This is a genomic window from Halarchaeum sp. CBA1220, from assembly GCF_003721175.2.
GTDB lineage: Archaea > Halobacteriota > Halobacteria > Halobacteriales > Halobacteriaceae > Halarchaeum > Halarchaeum grantii.
Genome location: NZ_CP054708.1, coordinates 315,135 through 340,589 on the forward strand (window position 1 = coordinate 315,135; position 25,455 = coordinate 340,589).

19 protein-coding genes are annotated in these 25,455 nt (G+C 71.8%); 10 read left to right on the forward strand and 9 right to left on the reverse strand.

The window, feature by feature from the left end:
* Positions 1–25: 25 nt before the first annotated feature.
* Entirely contained in the window at positions 26–268 is a 243-nt protein-coding gene (locus tag EFA46_RS12035; protein ID WP_123077776.1) for a CDGSH iron-sulfur domain-containing protein, read from the forward strand.
* Positions 269–325: 57 nt separating this feature from the next.
* Entirely contained in the window at positions 326–1,186 is an 861-nt protein-coding gene (locus EFA46_RS12040; RefSeq protein ID WP_123077778.1) for a hypothetical protein, read from the forward strand.
* A 56-nt stretch (positions 1,187–1,242) separates the two neighbouring features.
* Here the strand turns inward: EFA46_RS12040 and EFA46_RS12045 are convergent, their stop codons facing one another.
* Positions 1,243–8,232: a CARDB domain-containing protein gene (locus EFA46_RS12045; protein ID WP_123077780.1), complete on the reverse strand. Its 6,990-nt coding sequence runs from the start codon at positions 8,230–8,232 to the stop codon at positions 1,243–1,245.
* A 158-nt stretch (positions 8,233–8,390) separates the two neighbouring features.
* Here EFA46_RS12045 and EFA46_RS12050 point away from each other — a divergent pair, with 158 nt between their 5' ends.
* The gene (locus EFA46_RS12050; protein WP_123077782.1) at positions 8,391–9,455 is read left to right on the forward strand and encodes a hypothetical protein; all 1,065 of its coding nucleotides are present in this window, start codon (positions 8,391–8,393) and stop codon (positions 9,453–9,455) included.
* 6 nt (positions 9,456–9,461) lie between these two features.
* On the opposite strand, the gene EFA46_RS12055 is transcribed toward EFA46_RS12050, so the two are convergent.
* Genes EFA46_RS12055 through EFA46_RS12065 form a run of 3 tightly spaced genes read right to left on the reverse strand, consistent with a single transcriptional unit; the run spans position 9,462 to position 13,605 of the window.
* On the reverse strand, positions 9,462–9,902 hold the full coding sequence (locus EFA46_RS12055) for a DUF6653 family protein (protein WP_123077784.1): 441 nt from the start codon (positions 9,900–9,902) through the stop codon (positions 9,462–9,464).
* 32 nt (positions 9,903–9,934) lie between these two features.
* A complete protein-coding gene (locus EFA46_RS12060) occupies positions 9,935–11,560 on the reverse strand; it encodes a hydantoinase B/oxoprolinase family protein (RefSeq protein WP_123077786.1) in 1,626 nt (541 codons plus the stop codon).
* Positions 11,557–13,605 (reverse strand): hydantoinase/oxoprolinase family protein, encoded by a 2,049-nt coding sequence (locus tag EFA46_RS12065; protein ID WP_123078426.1) that lies wholly within the window; start codon positions 13,603–13,605, stop codon positions 11,557–11,559. Before EFA46_RS12065 ends, EFA46_RS12060 begins: the two co-directional genes overlap by 4 nt.
* Before the next feature lie 157 nt (positions 13,606–13,762).
* On the opposite strand from EFA46_RS12065, the gene EFA46_RS12070 reads away from it, so the two are divergent.
* From EFA46_RS12070 to EFA46_RS12090, 5 genes are all read left to right on the forward strand, one after another.
* On the forward strand, positions 13,763–14,281 hold the full coding sequence (locus EFA46_RS12070; protein WP_123077788.1) for an HTH domain-containing protein: 519 nt from the start codon (positions 13,763–13,765) through the stop codon (positions 14,279–14,281).
* A gap of 55 nt (positions 14,282–14,336) precedes the next feature.
* A complete protein-coding gene (locus tag EFA46_RS12075; RefSeq protein WP_123077790.1) occupies positions 14,337–15,791 on the forward strand; it encodes a ribonuclease H-like domain-containing protein in 1,455 nt (484 codons plus the stop codon).
* Positions 15,792–15,797: 6 nt separating this feature from the next.
* Positions 15,798–18,212: a DEAD/DEAH box helicase gene (locus tag EFA46_RS12080; protein WP_123077792.1), complete on the forward strand. Its 2,415-nt coding sequence runs from the start codon at positions 15,798–15,800 to the stop codon at positions 18,210–18,212.
* A 45-nt stretch (positions 18,213–18,257) separates the two neighbouring features.
* Positions 18,258–19,757, forward strand: a complete 1,500-nt coding sequence (locus tag EFA46_RS12085) for a cryptochrome/photolyase family protein (RefSeq protein ID WP_123077794.1) — start codon at positions 18,258–18,260, stop codon at positions 19,755–19,757.
* A 66-nt stretch (positions 19,758–19,823) separates the two neighbouring features.
* On the forward strand, positions 19,824–20,861 hold the full coding sequence (locus EFA46_RS12090) for an NAD(P)/FAD-dependent oxidoreductase (RefSeq protein ID WP_123077796.1): 1,038 nt from the start codon (positions 19,824–19,826) through the stop codon (positions 20,859–20,861).
* A 17-nt stretch (positions 20,862–20,878) separates the two neighbouring features.
* Here EFA46_RS12090 and EFA46_RS12095 read toward each other — a convergent pair whose 3' ends face one another.
* The 4 genes from EFA46_RS12095 to EFA46_RS12110 all read right to left on the reverse strand — a co-directional run bounded on the left by EFA46_RS12095 (position 20,879) and on the right by EFA46_RS12110 (position 23,455).
* Positions 20,879–21,211 carry a hypothetical protein gene (locus EFA46_RS12095; RefSeq protein WP_123077798.1) on the reverse strand — a complete coding sequence of 111 codons (333 nt, stop codon included), beginning with the start codon at positions 21,209–21,211 and terminating at the stop codon, positions 20,879–20,881.
* Between the two features lie 146 nt (positions 21,212–21,357).
* Positions 21,358–22,476, reverse strand: coding sequence for an MBL fold metallo-hydrolase (locus EFA46_RS12100; RefSeq protein WP_123077800.1), 1,119 nt, complete (start codon positions 22,474–22,476; stop codon positions 21,358–21,360).
* 44 nt (positions 22,477–22,520) lie between these two features.
* The gene (locus EFA46_RS12105; RefSeq protein WP_123077802.1) at positions 22,521–22,961 is read right to left on the reverse strand and encodes a DUF6691 family protein; all 441 of its coding nucleotides are present in this window, start codon (positions 22,959–22,961) and stop codon (positions 22,521–22,523) included.
* Positions 22,961–23,455 carry a YeeE/YedE family protein gene (locus EFA46_RS12110; RefSeq protein ID WP_123077804.1) on the reverse strand — a complete coding sequence of 165 codons (495 nt, stop codon included), beginning with the start codon at positions 23,453–23,455 and terminating at the stop codon, positions 22,961–22,963. The genes EFA46_RS12105 and EFA46_RS12110 overlap by 1 nt, the downstream gene beginning before the upstream one ends.
* A gap of 246 nt (positions 23,456–23,701) precedes the next feature.
* Here EFA46_RS12110 and EFA46_RS12115 point away from each other — a divergent pair, with 246 nt between their 5' ends.
* Complete coding sequence (locus tag EFA46_RS12115) at positions 23,702–23,971, forward strand: hypothetical protein (protein WP_123077806.1); 270 nt, start codon at positions 23,702–23,704, stop codon at positions 23,969–23,971.
* A gap of 46 nt (positions 23,972–24,017) precedes the next feature.
* The gene (locus EFA46_RS12120; RefSeq protein WP_123077808.1) at positions 24,018–24,491 is read left to right on the forward strand and encodes a TRAM domain-containing protein; all 474 of its coding nucleotides are present in this window, start codon (positions 24,018–24,020) and stop codon (positions 24,489–24,491) included.
* Between the two features lie 14 nt (positions 24,492–24,505).
* On the opposite strand, the gene EFA46_RS12125 is transcribed toward EFA46_RS12120, so the two are convergent.
* Entirely contained in the window at positions 24,506–25,387 is an 882-nt protein-coding gene (locus EFA46_RS12125; protein ID WP_176969885.1) for a COX15/CtaA family protein, read from the reverse strand.
* Positions 25,388–25,455: the final 68 nt, after the last annotated feature.

Here is a 25,455-nt window from a genome sequence, read left to right on the forward strand (position 1 = left end):
CCGTCCGCGCCGCCCAGACGCGAGTATGTCGCGACTCGTCGACCACGACGCGAACGGCCCCCTGAAGCTCGACGAAGACGATATCGACCCCGAGAAGGGCGACATCGCGGTCTGCCGCTGCGGGCTCTCCGACGACTACCCCTTCTGCGATGGCTCGCATCGCGCGACGCGCGACGAGGACGCCGACACCACGTACGTCTACGACGAGGACGGCGAGCGCCGCGTCGTCCGCGAGGTCGTCACCGACGCTGTCACCGGGGAGGACTAAACCCTACTGGCCGCGTCGGCCACTACCGCTTTTCCGCGTCCGCCACTCTAGGTGGACATGCGTCGTCAGTCCGGGTTCCGCGCGAGCGTCAGGGACGCCGTTCGCGGGCGCGACCTCGTCCTCCTCGCGCTTCCGGCGCTCGCGATGGTCGGCGTCTTCGCGCTCCCGGAGGCGGTGACGGCGGGCTTCGCGCTCCACTACGAGGACCCGACGCTCCTCGCGATGTACGCCTCGAAATTCCTGCATCGCTCGACGAGCCACCTCCTCGGCAACCTCCTCGCCTACTGTCTCGTCGCGCCGCTCGTCTACGTGCTCTGCGCGCTCGGCGGCCGGCGCGCGCTCTTCCTCGCGAGCTACACGACCTTCCTCCTCGTCCTCCCGTGGGTGCTCTCCGCGCTGAACGTCGCGCTCGCCCGCCCGCGCGTCGGCCTCGGCTTCTCCGGTATTGCCCTCGCGTTCTTCGGGTTGCTCCCCACCGCGCTCCTCGCGTTCGTCGACAGCCAGTTCACTGACGACGTCGGCATCCGCCACTCGCCGATACTCTTCTTCGCCGGCGTGGCGCTCATCGGCGTCGTCGCGCTCCCCTCGCTGACCGGCCCAAGCTTCGGCGTCACCGCCGTCGCCGCGCTCGCCGTCGTCAGATACGGGCAGGACATCCGCGCGGACCTCGCTGACCTCTCGCTCGCGGGGTTCCACAACGCCACCGTCGAGGACGGCGGCTACGTCGAACTCGGCGTGAGCGCCGTCGTCGTGTTCCTCTGCGTCCTCTTCGTCGCGTTCCCGAGCGACGCGACGCAGCACGGCGAGATCGTCAACCTCTACGGCCACCTCCTCGGCTACTGCCTCGGCTACCTCTCGCCGTTCTGCACGACGTTCCTCGCGGGGCGCCTCGGCTACGGGCGCGGACTCGAGAACTGAGAACGGAATCGGAGAACGAGAAGGGAGAGAGAGAGCGAAGAAGGGCGCTGGGTCGTCTAGCGCTGGTCCTCGCGGTAGACGTAGAGGCCGACGACGATGAGGGCGATGACGACGAGCATCACGAGGACGGGCACGACCGGGAAGTCGCCCTGACTGGAGACGGGCGTCGTGGTCGAGCCCTGCTGGGCGTTCGAGCCCTCGGAGACGCTGACGCTGCCGGCGTCGGCGTCGTCGACGGCGACGGAGTGGCTCCCGGTGGACTCGAAGGCGTGCTCGAAGGTCACCGTCGTCTCCTCGTTCGCGTCGAGGGAGACGGTCCGCTCGTCGACGGTGGCGCCGTCGACGACGAGCGGGACGGTGTACTCGCCGGCGGAGCCGCCGGTGTTCTCGACGGTGGCGCGCACCGTCACCGACTCGCCCGTGGACGGCTCGGTGGTGTCGACCGTGGCGTCCGTCACCGCGAACTCGGCGGGCGACCCGCCGACCGCGTAGACGGAGAGGCCGGGCGACGTCGCCTCGAAGGTCAGCGTGTCGCCGTCGCGGGAGACGAAGGACGTCTCGAGGGCGTTCCACGCGCCCTCGTGGTGGCGGTAGAGCGCGACCTGCGAGGTCGAGAGGCCGCGCGCGTCGAGCTCGCTCGCCGTGACGGTGAAGGTGAAGGTCACGGTGGCGATGTTCTCCTCGGCGACCTCGTGGCTGATGTTGAAGTAGCTGATCGGGTCACCGGCGTCGAGTGCCGGCGTCGAACCCGTGTCGTTCGAGAGGGTGAACGTCGTCTCGGCCGTGCCGTTCAGCCCGATTTTGAAGCCGCTGAGCGTCGCGTTCGGGTTCGTTCCGGTGGTGTTCGCCGGGACGTCGACCGTCCCGTTGTCGGGGACGTTCGTGACGTCGACGGTGACGGCGCCCGCGTTCACTGTGCGCGTGACCGTCGGTTCATTCACCGGCGGGGCGGGCGTCGAGTCGTCATCGTCGTCCGCCGAGTCATCGCTCTCGTCGGTCGTGTCGTCGCTCTCGTCGGGGACGGTCGGTGTCGAGCCGTCGCTCGCGGCGGCGACGTCGAGCGTGTCGACGACCTGCCCGCCGACGAGGACGTCGTGCGTCCCGGCGGGAAGGTCACTGAACGCCACGGTGGTGCTGTTCTGGCCGCTCGCCGGGAGGTCGAGGGACACCGGCGTGGAGAGCGAGGCGTTCGGCACCGCGACTGTGACGGTCACCGTCTGCGCCGAGGCGAGCTCGTTCGTCCCGGTGACGGTGACGGTGACGTCGTCGCCCTCGGTGAGCGACGTCGCGTTCACGCTCCCGGTGACGCTGTAGTTCGCGTCGACGGAGACCGTGCCGGCGCTCGTTTCGCCGACCGCGAACGCGTACGTCCCGGGCGTCCCGAGCGTGCGCTCGAACGCCAGCGTCGTCGTCGCGCCGGCGTTCAGCGTGACGGTCTGTGAAGCGACGTCCGTGCCGTTCTGCCGGAGGGCGATGTCGCGCTCGCCGGGTTCGTCGCCGACGTTCGCCACGTCGGCGGTGACGGTGACGTTCTCGCCGGCGGTGACGCCGCCGTCCGCGTTGAGGCTGGCGGCGGCGACGCCCGCGCGCGTCACCTGGAGCTGCGAGCCCTCGGCGACCGAGAAGGTGGCGCTCACCTGCTCGGTGTTCCCGGCGGCGTCGGTGACGGTTGCGATGATGCTGTGCTGCGACCCCGTGGAGAGGTTCGAGACGGTGACGTTCGCGCGCGTCTCGTTCTTCAGGGTCAGCGTCGCGTTCTCGTTCGCGCTCACCGTCGTGCCGTCGACTTGGAGCGTGACGTCCGCCGGGTCGATGGCGGAGAGCGCGTCGAAGTAGGTCACGGTCGCGTTCACGCTCACCGTGTCGCTCGGGAACGTCGTGTCGTCGTCGGGCGCGACGGTCACGTCGGGCGCGTCCTCGTCGGGCGCGACGCTGAACGTGGCGTTCGTCCAGTTCGCGTTCCCGGCGCCGTCGGTCGCGCTCACGTTCACGGTGTGCGTGCTCCCGGGCGTGACCGGAACGTCGTACGTGACGTTCGTGTAGTCCGTCGTGTTCGCGTCGCCCGTGACGTCCGTCCCGTCGACGAGGACGGTGACGGAGTCGACGCCGGACGCGAGGTCGGTCGCGTTCGCGATCAGCGGCACGCTCGTCGTGGCGTTCGCGTACGTCTTCCCGTCGACCGGCGAGCTGACGTTGACGACCGGACCGGCGGTGTCCGCGCTGATGGTGAAGTCGACGCTCGTCTCGGTCACGTTCCCGGCGCGGTCGGTGACGGCGAGGGCGAACGCGTGCTCGCCCGTGTCCGGCGAGACGGTGGCGTTGAACGTGCCCGCTGTGAGGTTCACACCGGAGAGGGTCGTGCCGTCGAGCGTCGCGTTCACGTCCGCGACGCCGGAGTCCGCGTCGCCGAACGTCGCGTTCAGCGCCACCGACTCCGTGCCGGCGGGGAACGTCGCGTTGTCGCTCGGCGAGTCGATGGTCGCCGTCGGGTCGGCGGTGTCCGGGTCGACGGTGAACGTCGCGTTCGTCGTGTTCGCGTTCGCGTTCGTGTCGTTCGCGCTCACGGTGACGTCGTAGGACGCGCCGGGTTCGAGGCCGGTCGCTTCGTACGCCACGGTGGCGTTCCCGTTCGGCGTCTCGGTGACGGACGCCTCGCCGGTGACGTCGCTCCCGTTCCACGCGAGCGTGACGGTGCTCGCGTTCACGCCGCTGTCGTCGGTGATGTTCGCGTTCACCCACGCGGCCGTCGCGTTCGCGGGCGCGTTCAGCGACTCGAACTCGACGGTCGGCGGGGTGTCGTCTATCGACGTCGCGGTGTACGTCGAGAAGTGGCTGACGTTCGCCACCCCGTAGGTGCCGTTCACGATCTCGTTCCCGGCGTCGTCGCTCACGGTGTAGTTCTCGACGCGCTTAGTGTCGTAGCGCTCCCACGACTCGTTCTCCGCGTCGTAGTACTGGACGGTGAAGGGGCTCCCGCCGTTCGCGTTCGCGGCGCCCGGCGCGGGGAACGCGATGGTGGAGCCGGTCGTGATGTTGCCGTCGATGCTCTGGCTGACCTGCCCGACGAGCGTCGAGACGCTCGACGCGTTCGACGGGAGGGACTGGGACGGCCGGTCGCTTCCGGACATCGAGTAGAAGCCCTGATCGACCGTCGTGGTGAGGTTCAGCTCGGCGACGATGCCGGAGTCCTCGAGGTAGACGGTGACGTTGCTCTGCCCGCTCACCGTCCGAATCTCCGCGCTCGCGCTCGCGTTCCCGACGTTTTCGGCGTCGTCCTCACCGCGCACGGTGACGTTGTAGACGCCGTCGCTCGAGGCGTTGAACGTCGCGTTGTACGACCCGTCACCGGCAGGGGTGAAGTTCGTGAGTTCGGTCGTGGTCCCGTCGTGCTCGACGGTTCCGGTGAGGTTCGCGACGTCCTCGCCACTCGGCGTCGCGACCGTCACGGTGCCGTTCGTGCCGTGCCGCGCGATGCTCGCGGCGAGCGCGGGCGGCGTCGAGTCGACGGCGACGGTCGCGTTCGTCGCCGTCGTGTTCCGGTTGGCCGCGTCGTCGACCGCGACGACGGTGAGGCGGTAGTCGCCGTCGACGACGAAGTTGCTCGCGTCGAACGTCGCGGACGTCACGTCGTCGGTCGTCGTGTTGCTCACCCGCACGCCCGTGCCCACCTTCCGGAGGACGTAGGTCGCGCTCGTCACGTCGGCGGGGTCGGCGAACGTCGCGTTCGCCGTGACGGTGCCGGTCGCGTTCGTCGCGTTCGGCGTCACCGCCGCGTCCGTGACCGTCGGCCCGGTCGTGTCGACGCGGAGGGTGGCGTTCGCGGTCGCGGTGTGGCCGTAGGCGTCGCTCGCGTTCACGGTCACGGTGTACGTGCCGTCGGGGACGAAGGCGCCGCCACTGCGGCCGTCCCACGTCGTCTCGATTGCCCCGTCAGTGAGGCGCGCGCGGTCGGTGACTGTCTCCGTGTGCACGACCGCCGTCTCGTTCGCGTAGGCGACCGTCGCGTTCGCGAGTGCCGGGTCGTTCGCGACGACCGCCGCCTCGAACGGCGACCCGTCGCTCACCACGTCGTTGCGTGGCGTGACGTTCACCGTGGGCGCGTCCGCGTCCACGTCGAGCGTCCACGTGCGCGCACTCGTGTGGTTCGCGTCGTCGGCGACGACGGCTTTCAGGCTGTGCGTGCCGGACGCGAGCGCGTCGAGCGTGACGCTCGCCTCCGTCGGACCGACGCCGTCGAAGGCGACGGGTGTGCCGTCGACGAAGAGGGTCGCGCTCGAGGCGTTGATGCCGGATTCCGCGTGCTCGGGCGCGGGCCCGTCGTCGGCGTACGTCACGGTGACGGTCGGGGTCTCGCCGGACTCGGTCGTCGGCGAGACGCCCGTGAAGACGGGCGCGGAGACGAGGTCGAAGCGGTAGGTCTTCGTGACCGCGTTGCCCTCGGCGTCGACCGCGGTGACGTTCACGGTCGCGTCGCCCTCGTGCCAGCCGTCGGTGTCGACGCCGACGGTGGTGTCGTTCGTCGCGTTCGCCGCGTCCAGGAGGTCGACGCGCTCGACGGTGCCGTTGGACGTCGTCGCGTTCACCGTGACGTCCGTGACGTTCGTCGTCTCGTCGCGCACGCGGAAGGAGAGCGTCGCGCCGTAGGCGACGTCACCGGTCGACGGCTCCGTGAGGACGACGCTCGGCGGAACGGCGTCGACGGCGGTGACGTTCAGCGTCGTCGTGCGGTCACCGACGCCGAGCGTCTGCGTGCCGGGCTCGGTGTAGACGCGCTCGAACGTCACCGTCTCGCTCGCGCCCGCGTCCACGTAGACGCTGGCGTTGGTGACGTTCTGGCCGTCCTCGGCGAGCGTCACGGTGTCGATGCCGCCGATACCGCCGGTGTTCGAGACGGTGACGGAGACGCTCGCGCTCGCGCCCGCGTCGACCGTATCGGGCGCGACGGTGAGGTTACTGTAGGTGAAGCTCGCGGGTTCGAGGACCGTGACCGTCCGCGCGGGCAGGCCGCCGGCGCTGACGGCGTACGTACCGGGCGACTCGAAGGCCGTCGAGAAGTCGACGGTCGTCTCGTTCCCGGCGTCGAGCGCGATCTGGCGCTCGTCGATAGTCGTGCCGTTCGCGGTGAGGGTGACGACCGTGTCGCCGTCGCGGTCACCGGTGTTCCGGACGGTCACCGACGCGTTCACCGTCTCGTTCGTGGCGACGGTCGTCGGCTGGACGGAGAGCGCGGAGTACTCGAAGGTCGCCGGCGCGTCGACGCGGACGTCGGCGGACGCCTCGCCGACGCCGAGGGTGACGGGCCCGCGCTCGCCGGCCGTGAAGGCGTAGTCGAAGGAGACCGTCGCGTTCTCGCCGGGGCCGAGCGTCCGCGTGGCGCTCTCGACGGTGGTGCCGTTGACGGTGAGGTTCACCGTTCGGGTGCCCTCGGCGTCACCGGTGTTCCGGAGCGTCGCGTTCACCGCGAACGTCTCGTTCTGGAGGACGACGCTCGGCGCGCTGAGGTTCGAGACGGCTATCGCGGACGCCGCGACGTCCACGGTCGTCTCGTCGGACGCGAAGACCGTCGTGTCCGTGTTCGCGCGCGTCGCGCTCACGGTGTAGGTCCCGCCCGACTCGAAGGTGTGGACGTAGGTGCCGTTCGCGTCCGTCTCGTACGTCGCGCCGTCGATGGTGAGCGTCGCGTTCACGCCCTCGCCCGTGTCGGCGCGGGTGACGGTGAACGCGACGTCGCCGCCGCGCACGACCGACGTGGCGTTCGCGCTGACGTTCAGGTCGACGCCCTCGCGGAGCGTGAGCGAACCCTGCGAGCTCGAGACGTCCGCGCCGTCGGCGGCGGAGCTCACGTGGATCCAGTGGTAGTCGCCGGCCGGCCAGTCGCCGGGCACGGAGACGTTCACCGTCCCGCTCGCGTTCATCTCCGCGAGCGTGCCGGTGGCGTTCAGCGCGACGGCGTCGCTGCTGTTCGTCACCGTCGTGTTCTCACCGAAGTCGCGGTTCTCGGCGAGGAAGTCGAAGAGCGCCTGCGCGCTCACGGGGTAGGAGACGCGCTGCTCCGTGGCGTTCATCCCGAACGCGCTCGGCGACCCGACGACGCGGAAGTCGCCGTTCACCTCGGAGATGCCGGTCTCGACGCTCGCGTTCACGTCACCGGAGACGTCGGAGAGGGTGATGGTCGAGCTCGACGCCCAGAGGGTCTCGTTGTCGTAGAGCAGGACCATCTGGGAGACGTTCGACGCGGGCGCGGTGTTCGCGTCGACGTCGAAGGTGACGTTCGACCCGACCGTCGCGTCCGTCGGGGCGCTCACGCTGGAGGCGTGGTTCCGGACCATCACGGCGTCGAAGCCGACGACCGTCACCTGTCCGTCCTGTTCGAGCGCGCCGTTGGCGACCGAGTACCCGCTCGCGTTCCCGTCGGGGCTCGCGAGGACGAGGACGTACTGGCCGGGCTGCGTCGGCGAGAAGTCGAAGACGTCCTGGGTGACCGTCGTGTCGCCCCGTTGCTCCGTCGTGATGTTGAACGGCCGGTCGGCGACCATCGTCGCCTCAGCCTCGGAGTCGTTCCCGAGGAGGTCGCGGAGCGCCGACGGCGTCGTCGGTGCCTCGGCGTCCGTCGGGAGGCGGAGCGCGACGAGCTGCGCGTCCTCACCGTCGAAGTCGCTCTCGCTGGCCTGTGCGCGCGACGGTCGGAACGTCATCGGAACCGTCGTCCCGGTTTCGTAGACGGAGAAGTGCTTGTTCAGTTGCTTCGTCGCTTGGGGGACGCTCAACTCGATTCCCGGGCCGAGCGACGTGTGTGCCGCCGCGCCACTACCGGCACGAAGCGGGAAGATAGAGCGTTCCCAGACGCTCGTGTTGTTCGTCAGTGCGTACTTCTCGGTATCCGAGACGTCGCCGTATCCCGCCGGTGTGGAGAGGGCGGCGGTGCTGCCGCCCGCTCCGCCACCACTCGTCGCGAGGGTGACACCCGACGCGACGGGGGAGGCGACGACCAGGAGGACGAGGAAGACCCCGATTGTCCTCCTGGCGGTATCAGCGTTGTGGCTCATGGTTACCATACTTCGAGTTGATGGTAAAAGCCTTGGCCATTTGATTCAATCTCGAATCGGGCGTAGGAACTATGCGTCGGCAGACGGCGTAGGTGTCGTACACTCTGCATTACTCGGTGACGAAACCCCTTTTGTCACGCGCGGACACCGTTGGGGTGATGCGTACGATACGGACCGTCGCCGCCCTCCTCCTCGCCGCGTCCCTCGTCGCGACGCCGGTCGCCGTCGCCGCCGACGGGTTCGCCCTCCACCCGGGCACCGAGCTCTCCACGCCCGAACGAACCGTCTCGATCGGCGGACAGGACTACAGAATCTCCTCCGTCGGTCGCTTCGACGTCGACGGCGCGCTCACGCTCACCGTCGAGGCACCCGAGAGCGCCGACATCTACACCATCAACGTCTACAACGGGGAGCGGCAGATCGTCGCCTCGAAGCGGGTCCGGGAGTCCGGCACGTACACGCTCGGCGACTCGCTCGACGCCGGCACGTACCTCGCCGGCGTCACGTACGACGGGACGCTCCAGACGGTCGTCCCCGTGGTCGTCGCGTCCTACACCGCGACGGCGGACGCGTCCGCGTCGGTCACGCGGGGCGACCAGCTCTCCGTCGACGCGACCGTCGACGGGCCGTCGTCCGAGCCGAACCGCGTCGACGTCGTCCTCTTCAACGGGAGCTACAACCGGACGGTGACGGCGACGCGCGTCGGCGACGGCGAGTACAACGTGCTCGTGGACACGGAGTCGCTCGCGCCCGGCGACTACAGCTACTACGTCGGCGTTCGCGGCACGGAGCGCGTCGCCGGGACCCTCGAACTGCTCGGCATGAGCGACCGCCGGAGCGTGTCCGTCGAGTCTCGCGACGGGACGACGACCACGACGAGTGGGTCGACGACGTCGAACGATAGTGGCGACAGCAGTGGCGGGAGCGCCGGTGGCGGAAGCGCCGGAGGCGGAGCCACGACGAGCACGACGACGACGGCGACCACGAACACGACGAGAACGACCACCACGAACGCGACGAGTACGACGACGATGGTGACGAGTACGACGACGGACACCGCGACAGCCACCACGTCGACCGGCGGGACGACGGACGGCGTGCTGACGCCGTCCGACCCGACGACCGGGACGGCGACGACGAGCGGTGGCTCGCCCGGGTTCGGCGTCGCGCTCGGCGGCCTCGCGCTCCTCCTCGCACTCGTCGCCCGGCGCGTCCGGCGCTAGGGCGCGTTACGTCGCCTCGCGCTCGCGGCGGTCGTAGCGGCGCGCGATGGCCTCGATCCACGCGAACTTGAGCGCCATCGAGACGGCGTACGCGAGGAGGGCGCGGCCGTCCCGCCGGGTGTAGGCGGCGTAGAGCGCGTAGGCGAACGCCGGGACGTTCAGCGCGTTGAGGACGTTCGGCCACCCGAGGCCGAGCGCGCCCCCGCTGCGTGCGAGCCACCAGCGCTCGGCGTGGACGCCGCGCGTCATCCAACTGTCCGCGTCGGCGGCCTCGGTTCGCGCGAACGCGACCGGGTTGAGGACGAGCGCGACGACGGCCGCGAGCAGGAGGCGGGGGTCGCGCCGGGAGGCGGCGAGGAGGAGGAGCGGACCGAGGAGGACGCGCGACCACCCGCTCTTCGGGTTCGCGTGGCGCTCCCAGAACGCGTCGGCGGCGGCGTCGAACATACGTCGCCTTCGCGCGCGACGAGCAAGAAGGTTCAGTCGGCGTCGCCGGTCTTGCCGTCCGCCTCGTCGGCGGCGCGCGCGGCGGGGTCGCGGTCGGCGGGCGGGCCGTGGCCGCCGCCGCCGGGCGTCCGAATCGACACGGTGGTGCCGGCCGCGACGTCGCGGACGACCTTCGCGGGGACGCGCTCGCCGTCGATGCGGTTCTCGCCGGTCTTGCCGTCCCCGCCGCCGGCGACGCCGCGCGGGGCGACGCGGCGGCGCTCGGTGAGGAGCGAGACGGTGGCCTCGGCCTCGACGGTGACGGTGCGGACGACGCCGAGTCCCCCGCGATGACGGCCGTCGCCGCCGCTGTCCGGGCGGAGCGCGTACTCGTCGACGCGGAGGGGATACTCGGATTCGAGGGCCTCGACGGGCGTGTTGAGCGTGTTCGTCATCCCGACCTGCACGCCGTCGAGGCCGTCACCCGTGGGACGGGCGCCCGCGCCGCCGCCGAGCGTCTCGTAGTAGGCGAAGCCGTCGTCGCGGCTCCCGATGGTGAGGTTGTTCATCGTCCCCTGGCCCTGCGCGGGGACGCGCTCGGGGGCGGCGTCGGCGAGCGCGGCGAAGACGACGTCGGTGACGCGCTGACTCGTCTCGACGTTCCCGCCGACGACGGCCGCCGGCGGCTCGGGGTTGAGCAGGCACCCGCGCGGCGCGTCGACGGTGACCGGGTCGTAACAGCCCTGGTTCGGCGGTATCTCGGGGTCGGTGAGACACCGGAGGACGAAGTACACCGCGCTTTCGGCGACGGCGAGCGGCGCGTTCACGTTCCCGGCGACCTGCCCGGCGGTGCCGTCGAAGTCCACCGTCACGGACGCGCCGTCGACCGTGACGGTGACGGCTATCGGGACGTCGTCCTCGCTCCGGCCGTCGCCCTCGAGGACGTCGCTCGCACGATAGGTGCCGTCCGGGAGGTCGCGGAGTTCGGCCTCGACGCGCTCGCGCGAGTAGTCGATGACGGCGTCGAAGGCGGCCTCGATCTTCGGGCGGCTGTGCTCGGCGACGAGGTCGCGCAGGCGCTCGGCGCCCCGGTCGTTCGCGGCGAGTTGCGCGCGGAAGTCGGCGCGGCGTTCCTCGGGGTTGCGGACGTTCGCGAGCAGGAGCCCCATCACGTCCTCGACGACGTCGCCGTCCGCGACGAGGCGCGTCGGCGGGACGCGCAGCCCCTCCTCGAATATCTCGCGCGCGCCGGCGGGCATGCTCCCCGGCGTCGCGCCGCCGACGTCCGCGTGGTGGGCGCGCGAGACCGCGTAGCCGAGGGTCTCCTCGCCACCGTCGCCGCGAGCGTCGATACCGATGGCCGACACCATCGTCACGTCCGGGAGGTGGGTGCCGCCCGCGAACGGGTCGTTGAGGACGAAGACGTCGCCGGGCGCCGGGTCACGCTCGCGGACGGCGGCGACGGACGCCGGCATCGCGCCGAGGTGAACGGGGATGTGTTCGGCCTGTGCGACGAGTCGCCCCGAGGCGTCGAAGAGCGCGGTCGAGCAGTCCTCGCGCTCCTTGATGTTCGGCGAGTAGGCGCCCCGAATCAACACCTGGCCCATCTCCTCCGCGAGGCTCTCGAGCTGGTTGCGGACGACCTCGAGCGTGACGGCGTCGATGTCGGGTCCCGTCATTCGCGCGCACCCCGTTCGAGGACGACGGTGCCGTCCGGGCGCACCGTACCGTCCCACGCGGGCGGGACGACGACGGTGCTCTCGCGGCCGTCGAGGACGGCGGGGCCGGCGAGCGACGTTCCGGGCGCGAGGCGCTCGCGGTCGTAGACCGTCGTCTCGCGGACGTCGCCGTCGAAGACCGCCTCTCGACGTCCGGTGACGGCGTCGCCGGCGGCGTCGTAGGCGGCGGTCGGCGTCGGGCGCTCGACGGTGGCGCTCGCGCGCAGCGTCACGAGCTCGACCGGGTCGTCGAGGCGGTAGCCGTGCGCGCGCTCGTGGGCGTCGTGGAAGCGCCGCGCGACCGCCTCCGGGTCGAAGTCGTGGACAGAAACGGTCTGCTCGAAGCTCTGCCCGGCGTATCGGCAGTCCGCCGCGTAAGTGAGGCGCGCGGCCTCCTTGTCGTCGACGTCGGCGAGCACGGACTCACGAAGCTCCGCGTAGGCGGCGCGGACGGCGTCCGCGTCGGCGTCGGCGAGCGCGGTGCGGTGCGTGCGCGCGTCGTCGTGGCGCTCGTCGGCGGCGAGGAGGCCATAGGCGGAGAGCACGCCCGAGGCGCGCGGGACGACGACGGCGTCCACGTCGAGGTCGGCGGCGAGCGCGGCGGCGTGCATCGGGCCGGCGCCGCCGAAGGCGACGAGCGCGAACGCCCGGGGGTCGTGGCCGCGCTCGACGGTGACGCGGCGGACCGCGCGCGTCATGTTCGCGTTCGCGACCCGGTAGACGCCGCGGGCGGCCTCGCGCGCGCTCCCCAGACCGGCGTCGTCGGCGAGGCGCTCGAGGGCGTCGCGCGCGGCGGCCGCGTCCAAATCGAGGTCGCCGCCGAGCGCGGCGTCCGCACCGATATACCCGAGGACGACGTTCGCGTCCGTCACCGTCGGCTCGGTGCCGCCGTGGCCGTAGCAGACGGGCCCGGGGTCGGCGCCGGCCGAGCGCGGGCCGACGCGGAGCGCGCCGCCGTCGTCGACCCACGCGACGGAGCCCCCGCCCGCGCCGACCGTCGTCACGTCCACCATCGGCGTGCCGATGGGGTGGCCGGCGATATCGGCGTCCGTGGTGCGTTCGGCCTCGCCGTCACGAACGAGCGAGACGTCGCTCGACGTCCCGCCCATGTCGAAGGTGACGAGGCCGGCCGCGTCGACGGCGTCCGACGCGGTGGCGGCCGCGCCGACGACGCCCGCCGCCGGCCCGGAGAGCGCGGTCGTCACGGCGTGCTCGCGGGCGGTCTCGGCGCTCGCGATGCCGCCGTTCGACTGCATCACCCGTGGGGTCGGGACGCCGCGCTCGACGGCGCGCTCGGTGAGGCGGCCGAGGTAGGCGTCGATGGCGGGCGTGACGTAGGCGTCGGCGGCGGTCGTCGCGGTGCGCTCGTACTCGCGGAACTCCGCGAGTACTTCGTGGGACGCCGAGACCGGCACGTCGAGTTCCTCGCGGAGGACGGCGGCGACCCGGCGCTCGTTTTCCGGGTGGCGGTAGGCGTGGAGGAGGGAGACGGCGACGCTCTCGGCGTCGGTAGCACGGATGTCATCGGCGAGCGCGCGCACGTCCGCGTCGGCGACGCGCGCCTCGATGCCGTCGGGGGTGGCGCGCTCCGCGACGGTGAATCGCCGGCGTCGCGGGACGAGCGGGTCGGGTTTCTCCGCGTCGAGGTCGTAGAGCGCGGGCCGGTCCTGTCGCCCGAGTTCGAGGACGTCCCGAAAGCCCTCGGTGGTGACGAGCGCGGTCCGCGCGCCGTCGTCTTCGAGGAGGGCGTTCGTGGAGACCGTCATCGCGTGCGTGAACGCGTCTATCGTTCGCGGGTCGATGCCGGCGCGCTCGCAGGCCGCCTCGATGCCCTCGACGACGCCGACGCTCTGGTCGGCGGTGCTCGGGACTTTCGCGGTGACGAGCGCGTCGCCCGCGTGGAGGGCGACGTCGGTGAAGGTGCCTCCGACGTCCACGCCGACGTGCGCTTCGCCGGACGAAGGCGGGGCGGCGTCGCCGGCGTCGATGCGCTCCCTGTCGCTCATGGGCGCGTAGTGCACGAGTACCGCCATAGGTTCCCGGGGTTCGGTCGCGGCGGCCACGGCGGCGCGCGTTCTGCGCACGCGTCCACTCCGCGACCGGTCCATCCAAAAAGATCCAAACGTATATCCGGGAATAGGCGCTAGTACCGACCAGTAATCGATGGATTTGACGGATTCGCAGCAGGAGATACTCAGCGCGCTGATATCGGGCTATCAGTCGACGGAGTCCCCAATGACGGGCGAGGAACTCGCCGACGCCGTCGACAAGCATCCGGGGACGATCCGCAACCAGATGCAGACGCTGAAAGCCCTCGACCTCGTGGAGGGGATTCCGGGGCCGCGCGGCGGCTACAAGCCGACGACGGGCGCCTACGAGGCGATGGACGCGCAGTCCTTCGACGAGGAGGAGGCGGAGTCGCTCACGCTCGCGCGCGACTACGACCGCGTCGACGTCACCGTCAACGGCATCGACTTCCTCGGCGTCAACGACCCCGAGGAGTGCCGCGCGCGCATCACCTTCGAGGCGTCCGTCCCCGACGTCGAGGTCGGCGACCCCATCGTCATCGGGCCGACGCCGAAGTCCGGCCTCGTCGTCGCGGGCGAAGTGGTCGAGATCGGCGCGAGCGGCGACGAACTCGTCATCGACATCGTGCGACTCGAAGCGCCGCTCGAGACCTGAGGCGGGCGACGGCAATCGTTTTCTTCGGCGACCCCCAAGCGTGGCTGACACCGCGATGGCACCAGCCTCTTCCACGGCCGCGAGCGGCGATGCGCGAGAGCCCGGGAGCGTCGCGTCGTGCGACCTGCTCGCGCTCGACTCGGGCTTCGTCCTCGACGGTGGCCGCGAGCGCGTCCGGGACGCCGTCGCGTACTTCGAGCCGGACGCGGTCCTGCTCGTCGGCGACGACCCGCGCGCGCCGAGCGTGCTCGCCCAACAGCTCGACGCCGACCTGCCGACGCTCCAGCCGGCGCGCGCCACCGGCCTCACCGTCCGCGAGGTCGGCGGCGTGCAGGTGGCCGTCGCGGGCGACGCGGACGCGCTCGCCGGCCTCGCGGCCCGCGAAAGCGAGGGCGAACTCGACGCGGCGACGGAGACGTACGTCCTCACCGACCTGCTCTCGCTGGAGACGTCGCTGACCGCGCTCGAGACGCGGCTCGTCGGCCGCGACGCCTACGAGCGCGCGCTCGCGGACGCCCCGGGGTCGTACACGCACGTCTCGACCGGCCTCCCGAGCGGCTACGCCCACGAGTGGGGCGGCCTCCGCGTGCGCGGGGGCGGCGGCGACCTCGACGACCCCGGCACGCCGCTCCCGTGTCTGACGCTGCGCGCGGACGGCGTCGTCTCCACGCGCACGCTCGACCCGGGGAAGCTCGGCCTGCGCGCGCTCTCCGGGGTCGGGCGCTCGCGGGCACGACGGCTCCGCGACGCGGGCTATCGGACGCGCGCGGCCGTCGCGGACGCGACGAGCGACGACCTCGAAGCCGTCGACGGCATCGGCGCGAGCACAGCCGAGTCCATCGCGCGCAGCGCGGAGGCGTTCGCCGAGGGCCGCGTCGTCCGCCCCGCCGACAGCGACGACGCGGCGTTCCCGTCGCGGGAGCCCATCCACGTGGACATCGAGACGGACGGCCTCGACCCCAGCATCGTCTGGCTGATCGGCGTCTACGACGCGGCGAGCGACGAATACCGGGACTTCGTCCAGCGCGACCCCGAGGACCCCGCCGGGGCGCTCACGGCGTTCATGGCGTGGTACGTCGCCGAGGGGGACGGCCGGCCGCTCGTCGCCTACAACGGCCGGCGCTTCGACTTCGACGTGCTTCGCGAGCACCTCCGCGCGCACGCCCCCGAGTTCCTCGCGGACTGGGAGGCCGCGTACACGTTCGACCCCTACGCGTGGGCGGTACGCGAGGGAAACGCCGTCCTCCCGGGACGCACGAACGCGCTCGCGGACGTCGCGGGCGCGCTCGGGTGGGACGGCGACGACACCGGCCTCTCGGGGGCGACGGTCGCCCGACAGTACCGGCGCTGGATGGCGGCACGAAGTGACGAGACGGAACTCGACTGGGCGGCGCATCGCGCCTACTGCGAGGACGACGTCCGCGCGCTCGCGTTCGTCTACGAGCGCCTGCGAGCGGCCGACCGAGAGACGACCGACGACACCGTCCAGCGCTCGCTCACCGACTGGTAGCCACGCATGTCCGAGACACCACAGCGCGAGACGCCCCTGACGGGCCACGACCTCGAATCGACCTACCCCGACTACGACGGGCAGATAGCCGCCGTCGCGACGCAGGAGACGCGCGACGCGGAGACGGTGCCGGCGAGCGAGGCGCTGGACCCGGCCCTCGCCGCGCGCCTCGACGTCGACCCCTACACGCATCAGGCCGCCGCGTTGGACGCGCTCGACCGGGACGAGAACGTCACGGTCGCCACCTCGACCTCCTCCGGGAAGACGCTCGTCTACGCGCTCGAAATCGCGCGCAACTACCTCGCCGACGAGTCGACGCGCGCGCTCCTCGTCTACCCGACGAAGGCGCTCGCGCGCGACCAGGAGCGGGCATTGAACGACCTCTACGACGACCTCGGCCTCGACGTCCGCGTGGCGGTGTACGACGGGGACACGCCGAGCGAGGTACGAAAGGAGTACAGGGAGGAAGCGAACGTGGTCCTCACGAACTTCAGCGGCGTGAACGTCTACCTCGAAGACCACGCGCGCTGGCGGGAGTTCCACGGGAACTGCGAGCTGCTCGTGGTCGACGAGAGCCACACGTACGTCGGCGTCCACGGGATGCACGTCGCGTGGACGATCCGCCGCCTCCGGCGCGTGCTCGCGCACTACGGGAGCGACCCGCAGATCGTCTGCACGACGGCGACCGTCGGGAACCCGGCGGAGCACGCGGCGGCGCTGACGGGGGAGCCGACGACGGTGATCGACGACGACGGCTCGCCGCGCGGCAGACGCGATATCGTCTTCTGGAACCCGCCGCGCGAGACGGACGGCCTCGACGCCGACGCGGGCTACGAGGCGTACGTGGCGGCGGCGGCGTCGGCGGGCGAGGAGGCCGCAGACCTGCTCGCGCACCTCGGCCTGCACGGCGTGCAGACGCTCGCGTTCACGCGCTCGCGGCAGGGCGCTGAGGTCGGCGCGAAGCGCGCGGGTCGCGCGGCGAGCGACCACCCCGAGTCGGGCTATCTCGACGTCGAGCCCTATCACGCCGGCCTCGGGACGGAGACGCGGCGCGGCATCGAGTACCGCCTGAAGAGCGGGCAGTTGGACGGCGTCGTCTCGACGAACGCTCTCGAGCTCGGCATCGACGTCGGGAGCGTGGACGCCGCGCTCCTCACGGGCTACCCGGGCACCAGACAGTCGTTCTGGCAGCAGCTCGGGCGCGCGGGGCGCGGCGCGAGCGACGCGCTCGGCGTGCTGGTCGCGCGCTCGGACGCCATCGACCAGTACGTCATCGACACTCCCGACTACCTCCTCTCGGACCCGGTCGAGGACGCCGTCGTCGACCTCTCGAACGACCCGGTGTACGCGCGCCACCTCCGCTGTGCGGCCTCCGAGCTCCCGCTCACGCACGCGGACGAGCGGTGGTTCGGGGGCGCGGCCGTCGCGGGCGCGGCCGACGACCGCATGGTGCGCGCGGTGGAGATGTGGCGGCGCGCCGGCGACCTCGTCGGCGACCTGGACCGGGGCGTGCGCTACGACGGCGCGCCCCGCCCGCAGTCCGGCATCTCGATGTACAACAGCTCCGAGGTCAGCTTCGACGTCCGCTGTGCGAACGGCGACATCGACCACGAGCCGGTGGACCGCGAGCGCGCCTACCGGGAGTACCACGAGGGGGCGCTCTTCCTCCACGACGGCCGGACCTACGAGGTGACCGCGTTCGCGGAGGACACCGCGAGCCCGCACGTCACCGTCGAGGAGGTGGCCGTCGAGGAGTACACGGAGACGCGCTCGACGACGCGCATCCACGACCTCGAGGAGCGCGAGCGCCGGCGTCTGGGCGAGTACGCGCTCTGCTGGGGCGAGGGCGTCGTCGACGTCCACTACGCGGAGTACGCGCGCCGCGAGGTCCAGAGCGGCGACCTCGTCGAGCCGCCCCAACCCACGGGGCTCGGCCCGCTCAGCCTCCAGACGCAGCTCTGCTGGCTCGAGCTCCCGGACGGCGCCGCGACCCGCCTCGTCGGCGACTGGCTGGAGAGCGACGACGACGCTGACGCCCGCGAGTTCGCGCCCGGCGACGCCGAGCGCGAGTACATGGGGGGCATCCACGCCGCCGAGCACGCGCTCATCACGCTCGCGCCGCTCGAGCTGAAGCTCTCGGCGGACGACCTCGGTGGGCTCTCCGTCCGCGAGCACCCGGAGACGGGCGGCGCGACGCTCTTCGTCTACGACGGCGTCGCGGGCGGCGTGGGGTTCTCGAAGGCGCTCTTCGAACAACTCGACGCCGTCGGCGCGCGGGCGCGCGAACGCATCGCCGCCTGCGACTGCGGCGTCGGGGGCTGTCCCTGCTGCGTGATGGACGCGAACTGCGGCGACGAGAACGACCCGCTGAACACGGCGGTCGCGCGCCGCCTCCTCGAGGACGTGCTCGCCGAGCTCTGAGCGCGGGCCGCAACCACCATACCGGTCGGCGTCGATGCCGGGGACGTGACCGTCCTCGTCCTCGGCGACCAGCTCACCGACCGGGTCGGCCCGCTCGCGGACGCGCCCGACGAGCGCGCCCTCGTGATCGAGGCGCGCGCGTTCGCGACGCGCCACCCCTACCACCCGCACAAGCGCGTCCTCGTTTCGTCGGCGATGCGCCACTTCCGCGACGAGCTACGGGAGGCGGGTCGCGACGTCGACTACCACGCCGTCGACTCGTTCGCCGACGGCCTCGACGCGCACTTCGACGCCCACCCCGATGATTCGCTCACGGTGATGCGGCCGTCGAGTCACGGCGCCACCGAGCGCCTGCGCGACCTCGTCACCGAGCGCGGCGGGACGCTCGACGTCGTCACGAACGAGACGTTCCTCTGCACGCCCGACGAGTTCGACGACTGGCTGGAGGGGAATCGCCTCCGCCACGAGGACTTTTATAGATATATGCGCCGCGAGACGGGCTACCTGATGGCCGACGGCGACCCGGTGGGCGGCGCGTGGAACTACGACGAGGAGAACCGCGAGACGCCGCCCGACGACTACGAACCCCCCGAGGTGCCCCGGTACGAGCCGGACGAGACGACGCGGAAGGTCCAGCGGGAGTGGGCGGACGCGGAGAGCTGGGCCGACCCCGAGGCGTTCGGGTGGCCGGTGACGCGCGCGGACGCGCTCGACGCGCTCGCGGACTTCTGCGAGCACCGCCTCCGCGACTTCGGCCCGTACGAGGACGCGATGGTCGACGACGAGTGGGCGCTCGACCACGCCCTCCTCTCGCCCGCGCTGAACCTCGGCCTCCTCCACCCCCGCGAGGTCGTCGAGGCCGCCATCGACGCCTACGAGGCGCGCGGCGACGTCCCCCTCTCGAGCGTCGAGGGCTTCGTCCGGCAGGTCATCGGGTGGCGCGAGTTCGTCCGCCACGTCTACCGGCGCGGGATGCCCGAGCTCGGCGAGGCGAATCGCCTCGACGCGACGCGCTCGCTTCCGAGCGTCTACTGGGATGGAGAGACGGAGATGGCGTGTCTCGACGCCGCAGTGGACGGCGTCCGAAAGCGGGGGTACGCCCACCACATCCAGCGCCTGATGGTGCTCTCGAACTTCGGCTTACTCTACGGCGTCGACCCGCACGAACTCAACCGGTGGTTCCACGTCGCGTTCATAGATGGGTATCACTGGGTGTCGACGCCGAACACCGTCGAGATGGGGCAGTACGCGGGCGACCGCTTCGCGACGAAGCCGTACGCGGCCTCCGCGAACTACATCGACCGGATGAGCGACCACTGCGCCGGCTGTCCGTACGACCCGGACGCGACCGTCGGCGACGACGCCTGCCCGTTCAACGCGCTCTACTGGGACTTCCTCGCCGAGCACGAGTCCGAGTTGCGCTCGAACCACCGGATGGGGCTCGTCTACGCGCACCTCGACGACAAGCGCGAGGCCGACGCCCTCGGGGAGATACGCGAGCGCGCCGCCGAGGTGCGCCGGCGCGTCCGCGACGGCGACGTGTAGCGGTGCGCGCTCGTGCGTCGGCGACGGCGGCAGTAGGGCTTTCACGCACCCGCGAGAAGGCGGCGTATGACGCACATCGGCATCGTCGGCGCGGGCGCGGGGGCGGCCGGCGCGGCGTACGAACTCGCACGGCGGCGCCCGGACGCGGACGTGACGGTCCTCGAGAAGTCGCGCGGCGTCTGCGGGCGCGCCGCCACCCGCCGGCGCGACGGCTGTACGTACGACTACGGCGCGAACTACGTCCGGAGCGAGGACGAGCGCGTGAACGACCTGCTCACGGAGGCCCTCGACGCGGACGGCCTCGTGGACGTCACCGACCCCATCTACACGTTCGACGGGGACGGGAAGGTGAGCGAGGGTCGCCCGCCGAGCGGCCCGAAGTGGACGTATCGACGGGGGATCACCCAGCTGGCGAAACGCCTCTTCGCGGAGACGGACGCGACGGTCGAGCGCGAGACGCGCGTCGAGACGATACGGAAGCAGGGGGAGTCGTGGACGCTCGTCGACGCCGACGGCGCGTCACACGGGCCGTTCGACGCCGTCGTACTGAACCCGCCGGCGCCGCAGAGCGCCGAGTTGCTCGCCGACGCCGACTGGGACGCGCCGGTGCGCGGGGCGCTCCGGGACGCGGCCGCGGCCGTCCCGTATCGCACCATCTGGACGGCGGTCCTCCACTACCCGTTCGCGCTCTCGAAGCCGTACTACGCGCTCGTGAACCCGGAGCGGGACCACGAGGTGGGGTGGGTGGCGCGCGAGGCGTGCAAGCCCGGACACGTTCCCGACGGGGAATCCCTCCTCGTCGTGCAGGCGAACGACGAGTGGTCGCGCGCGCACTACGACGCCGACCCGGACGCGAACGTCGCGGCGCTCGCGGACGTCGCCGCCGACCTCCTCGACGACGAGCGCCTGCGCGATCCGGACTGGACGGACCACCAGGGGTGGCGCTACGCGCTCCCGGACGCCGGACTCGACGCCGACGTCCGCCGTCGTGCCGAGGTCGCGGGGCTCTACCCGGTGGGCGACTGGGTGGGCGGGGCGGCGCGCGTCCACGTCGCGCTCCGCTCCGGCCTCGAGGTCGGCGAGCGCCTCGCGGACGCCGGATAGTCCACCGGTGCAGTCGGTCACCGGTCGTCGACGTCGGCGGCGGTGCTGACGGTCCCGAGGAGGAGCAGCCCGAGGCCAGCGGCGCCGGCCGGGATCGAGGTCTGCAGGAGGAACCCGCCGGTGAGTGCGCCGACGCCACCGACGAGTGCGCCACGCTTCCGTGCGGGGGCGGCGTCACGGGAGAGGGAGAAGAGCGCGTGCCGGTGCGCGAGCGTCAGCGAGGCGACGGTCCAGTAGAGCGGGAGCAACGAGGCCACGAGGAAGCGGTTCGCCGTCGTGGAAGCCGCGATGGAGAGGGTGAGTATCAGCGCGACGCACAGCGACGCGACGTATCGGAGGGCGGGGTGCATACACGCGACGGGACGTCTATCACGGACAAAAAACATCCACCCCACGGAGGCCGCTGGAGTGGCTGTGGTGGCCGGTAGCTGGTTCTCATCGACCGGCCGCGCCGGGGTGAGAACGGCCCGAGCGAGCGCGGTTCGACGGCGCCGGCTCACTCTATCGCGCAGTTGTTCGGGCCGAGTTCGAGGTCCTCGACGTCGATACCGGGCGTCGCGCCCCGGTTTATCTCCTTGATGCGCTCGAAGTTCGCGGGTTCCTCGCCGAGGCCGTCGCGCACGGCGTCGACGAACGCGCGCTCGTCGCCGGCGACGACGTGCGCGAGTAAGGCGTTCGCCTCGGACTCGCGGAGGCGGCCGAGCGACGCCGCGAGCGGCGAGGTGGCGCCGTCGGCGGCGTGGCCGGGGAGGACGACCGTCTCGTCCGGGTAGTCGAGGAGCCGGTCGAGGCTCTCGTAGAGCCGGTGGGCGGCCACGCGGACGGCCTCGTCGTCGGCGTCCGCGAGGTCGGGGCGGCCGACGCTCCCGAGGAAGAGCGCGTCGCCCGTGCAGAGCGCCCCGCCGAGGTCGAGCGCGACGCTCCCCTCGGTGTGGCCGGGCGTGTGCAGGACGCCGACCGTGCGCTCGCCCGCCGCGAGCGTCTCGCCGTCCGCGAGCGGCGTGACGCCGTCCTCGGTCGCCGCGACGTCCGCCGGATGCCGGTAGTGCGGGACGTCGAGGGCGTCGGCGAGTCGGCGCGCGCCCGAGACGTGGTCGGCGTGGAGGTGCGTGTCGAGGACGCCGACGACCTCGAGGGCGTACTCGTCTTCGAGGCGGCGGTACTCGCCCGCGTACTGGCTGGGGTCGACGACGAGCGCGCGCTCGCCGTCGCCGACGAGGTAGGAGAGACAGCCCGTCCCGGGGCGGACGACGCGGACGACGCCCGGGACGCCCTCGACGGGTTCGTCGAGGTGGACGCGCGCCCAGCCGCGCATCCCGTCCGCGACGGAGAACGCGTCGTAGCCGCGCTCGCGGAGGAAACGCGCGGCGCGCGCGGACGTGACGCCGGCGCCGCAGACGACGACGATGTCGCGGCTGTCCGGGAGGTCGTCGAGGTGTTCGGCGAGCGAGCCGAAGTCGCGCTCGAGGAGGTCCTCGTAGATCGGGACGTTCACGCTCCCGGGGATGTGCCACGCCTCGTGCTCCGGTTCCGCGCGGACGTCGAGGACGAACGGCGCGTCACCGGCGTGGATGCGCCGGGCGAGCACCGTCGGGTCGAGTTCCGTCTCGGGCATGGCGTGACCGACGGCGGGCGGACGCTAAGAAGTGACGCCGGCGCTCACGCGCCCGCGAGGCGACTGCGGACGTAGCCCTGCGCGTAGGCGCCGAGGAACATGCCCGTAATCGCCCAGAGGATGGGGAGGTTGCCGATGCCGACGCTGGCGTAGGCGGCGCCCGGGCAGATTCCCGACACCCCCCAGCCGACGCCGAACACCGCGCCGCCGAGCAGGACGCTGCTGTCCATCGACTTCAGGCGGCGGCCGTACGCGCGGCCGGTGAGCGGCGCGCGCCGCCCGGAGCGCGTCGCGAGGAAGACGGCCGTGCCGGCGACGACGGCGGCGCCGCCCATGACGAAGAGGAGGCCGAGGTCCTCGAGCTGGAGGAAGTCGAGGACGACTTCGGGCTTCGCCATCCCGCTGACGGCGAGGCCGACGCCGAAGACGAGGCCGCCGAGGTAGACGACGGCGCCGAACGCGGGACCGCGTCCGTCGTCGCTCATCAGGGGCTCACCCCGAGCGCGGCGACGAGTTGCGCGGTGCCGATTGCGACGGCGAGGAACGTCGCGACGTTCGCGAGCGACGTCTCGGAGAGCGAGCCGACGCCGCAGATGCCGTGCCCGCTCGTACAGCCCTTCCCGAGGCGGGTGCCGACGCCCACCAGGAGGCCGCCGCCGAGGAGGCGCCACCACTGGACGTCCGTCGTCCACGGCGCGGACTGCGTGAGGAGCGCGTAGACGGCGGCGCCGCTGACGATGCCGGCGGTGAAGAGCAGGCGCCAGCGCCGCGAGCCGGTGTACCGCTGGAAGCGCTCGACGTCCGAGACGTAGGAGAGCGTGGATTCGAGGAACGTGCTCGCGCCCGCGTGGATGCCGGTGCCGAGGTAGATGACTGCGGTTCCGACGCCCACGAGCACGCCGCCGAGGAGGTAGGGGAGGACGCCGCGCGGGAAGAGCTCACTCGCGCCGAGGAGGAGCGGCGTCGCGGCGCCGCTCACGCCGAACGCACCCCCGGGTCGTCGGTCCGGCCGTCGGCAGGCTGTCTCGCCGTACGCATAGTGCGCCCCGTAGTCGTCGCGGAGGGAAAAGCACGAGGTAGCCGTGCTCGAAGCCGACAATCGCTGTCGCGTATATCGGTACAGGAGTCTCGCCGACCCGCTTTCGGGTCCGTTGCGTGTTCAGTGCGGACAATACCCGACTCGCCCACGGACAGCTATTTTCGGCTTCGACGCCTACGGCTCGACATGAGCGAGACCCGGACTCGGGCCGACGAGCTCGTCGTGTCGTTCGCGCCGGCGGACGAGCGGACCGCAGAAGAGCTCGATGCCCCGTCGTATCGGCGCTACCTCACGCGGGCGCACGAGGGGCCCGTCGCGGTCGGCGACGAGTGGGCGGAGTTCGTGAGCTGTGGCTGCGGGAGCACGCGCGACGTCACGCTTCGCGTCGAAGCCGCTGACGGCGACGCGGTGGACGCGGAGACGACGTTCGTTTTCGAGGCGCGCGCGGACGACTGAGCGGAATCCCCGCAGGTTTTAGCGTGGCGGGCCGTACGCGGAGGTAATGGCTGAGATATCTGATTCGCTTCGCCTGCTGTTCGAGACGTCCATCGAGTCCGACGGCGACCAGTACCACGTCCAGATTCCGCACGAACTCGTCGAGAACGGAACGCTGTCGCCGGGCGACGCCTACCGCGTCGCACTCCTCGCCGCCGACGACGAGGGCGCGTCGAGCGCGACTGCGAACACGACCGGGAGCGCGAGCGCGAACTCGCGGTCCGCGACGGCCGAGCGAGACACCGAGAGCACGTCGACGGCGTCGTCGAGTCAGCAGACCCAGCGCCCGCCGGTCGACGAGGGCGACATCCGCACCGTCACCATCGACACGCTCGGCGACCAGGGCGACGGCATCGCGAAGGTCGAGCGCGGCTTCATCGTCATCGTCCCCGGCACCGAACCGGGCGACCAGTTGAACGTCGAGGTGACGGACGTGAAGGAGACGGTGGCGTTCGCGGAGCCCGTCGCGGCGAGCGAGTAACACTCTTCTTACTTTTACGTCCGCACGCGGCGTGCGGCGACGGCGAGCAGACAGAAGAGGGCGACCTGCGCGACGAGCAGGACGTACGTGAAGGCCTCGACGCGCGCGGTGACGACGAAGAGCCCCGCGACGAGGTAGCTGTTGAGGAGCGTGCAGAGCGCGCCGAGCGCCGCGAGAATCCCGACGTCGACGCGTTCGAGGTCGCGCGCCCAGAGCGCGAGCGCGAGGAGGACGGCGAGGCCGAGCAGGCCGAAGAAGTGGTAGGCGGTCTGGACGGCCGGCCAGAAGGTGAGGAAGAGGTCGCGCGCGAAGACGGTCTGCGCGAGCGGGAGGAGGAGCCCGCCCGTAGCGGCGTAGCGCAGGCGCGTCGGCGTCGCACCCCTCCCCTCGGCGGCGTCGAGCCAGACGTAGGCGGCGACGAGCGCGACGAAGATGGCGAGCGCGGTGGTGAGGTGGACGAGCTGGGTCGGGGGCGCATACCCCCCGGGGAAGAGGCCGGCGACGGTGACGGTGAGCGCGCCGAACGCCACCTGCACGGGGAGGAGGAGCGCGGCGAGGCCGGCGCTCCGGGAGACGCGGCTCTTCTTGTGCGTCCACCAGAGGAGGACGGCGTTCCCGACGATGAGGTAGCCGACGCCCATCGCGACGAGGCGGTGGAACCACTCGATGAACTGCGGGACCGAGAGGCCGGCGGGCGAGAACTGGCCGGCACAGCCCGGGTAGGTGTTGTTGCAGGTCGCGCCGGCGCCGGCGGCGGCGGTGTACTCCCCGAGGAGGACGAGCAGGAAGGTCACCGCGAGCGTGAGCGCGGCGAACCCGCGCGCGTGACGGACGAAGACGCCACCGACGCGTCGCGGCAGGGAAGCGGCCGACGCGCCCGTCGTCGACGTGTCCATACGCCGGGGTAGGGACACCCGCTATAAATGCCTGCAGGTTCGCGGTCCTCGACGGGGAGACCGCACAA

What these genes read in the sequence shown, in the direction of transcription:
- EFA46_RS12115 (WP_123077806.1), top strand. Translation starts at nt 23,702, where the DNA reads ATGAGCGAGACCCGGACTCGGGCCGACGAGCTCGTCGTGTCGTTCGCG.
- EFA46_RS12080 (WP_123077792.1), top strand. Translation starts at nt 15,798, where the DNA reads ATGTCCGAGACACCACAGCGCGAGACGCCCCTGACGGGCCACGACCTC.
- EFA46_RS12035 (WP_123077776.1), top strand. Translation starts at nt 26, where the DNA reads ATGTCGCGACTCGTCGACCACGACGCGAACGGCCCCCTGAAGCTCGAC.
- EFA46_RS12040 (WP_123077778.1), top strand. Translation starts at nt 326, where the DNA reads ATGCGTCGTCAGTCCGGGTTCCGCGCGAGCGTCAGGGACGCCGTTCGC.
- EFA46_RS12050 (WP_123077782.1), top strand. Translation starts at nt 8,391, where the DNA reads ATGCGTACGATACGGACCGTCGCCGCCCTCCTCCTCGCCGCGTCCCTC.
- EFA46_RS12055 (WP_123077784.1), bottom strand. Translation starts at nt 9,902, where the DNA reads ATGTTCGACGCCGCCGCCGACGCGTTCTGGGAGCGCCACGCGAACCCG.
- EFA46_RS12095 (WP_123077798.1), bottom strand. Translation starts at nt 21,211, where the DNA reads ATGCACCCCGCCCTCCGATACGTCGCGTCGCTGTGCGTCGCGCTGATA.
- EFA46_RS12125 (WP_176969885.1), bottom strand. Translation starts at nt 25,387, where the DNA reads ATGGACACGTCGACGACGGGCGCGTCGGCCGCTTCCCTGCCGCGACGC.
- EFA46_RS12120 (WP_123077808.1), top strand. Translation starts at nt 24,018, where the DNA reads ATGGCTGAGATATCTGATTCGCTTCGCCTGCTGTTCGAGACGTCCATC.
- EFA46_RS12065 (WP_123078426.1), bottom strand. Translation starts at nt 13,605, where the DNA reads ATGAGCGACAGGGAGCGCATCGACGCCGGCGACGCCGCCCCGCCTTCG.
- EFA46_RS12045 (WP_123077780.1), bottom strand. Translation starts at nt 8,232, where the DNA reads ATGAGCCACAACGCTGATACCGCCAGGAGGACAATCGGGGTCTTCCTC.
- EFA46_RS12090 (WP_123077796.1), top strand. Translation starts at nt 19,824, where the DNA reads ATGACGCACATCGGCATCGTCGGCGCGGGCGCGGGGGCGGCCGGCGCG.
- EFA46_RS12100 (WP_123077800.1), bottom strand. Translation starts at nt 22,476, where the DNA reads ATGCCCGAGACGGAACTCGACCCGACGGTGCTCGCCCGGCGCATCCAC.
- EFA46_RS12075 (WP_123077790.1), top strand. Translation starts at nt 14,337, where the DNA reads ATGGCACCAGCCTCTTCCACGGCCGCGAGCGGCGATGCGCGAGAGCCC.
- EFA46_RS12105 (WP_123077802.1), bottom strand. Translation starts at nt 22,961, where the DNA reads ATGAGCGACGACGGACGCGGTCCCGCGTTCGGCGCCGTCGTCTACCTC.
- EFA46_RS12070 (WP_123077788.1), top strand. Translation starts at nt 13,763, where the DNA reads ATGGATTTGACGGATTCGCAGCAGGAGATACTCAGCGCGCTGATATCG.
- EFA46_RS12060 (WP_123077786.1), bottom strand. Translation starts at nt 11,560, where the DNA reads ATGACGGGACCCGACATCGACGCCGTCACGCTCGAGGTCGTCCGCAAC.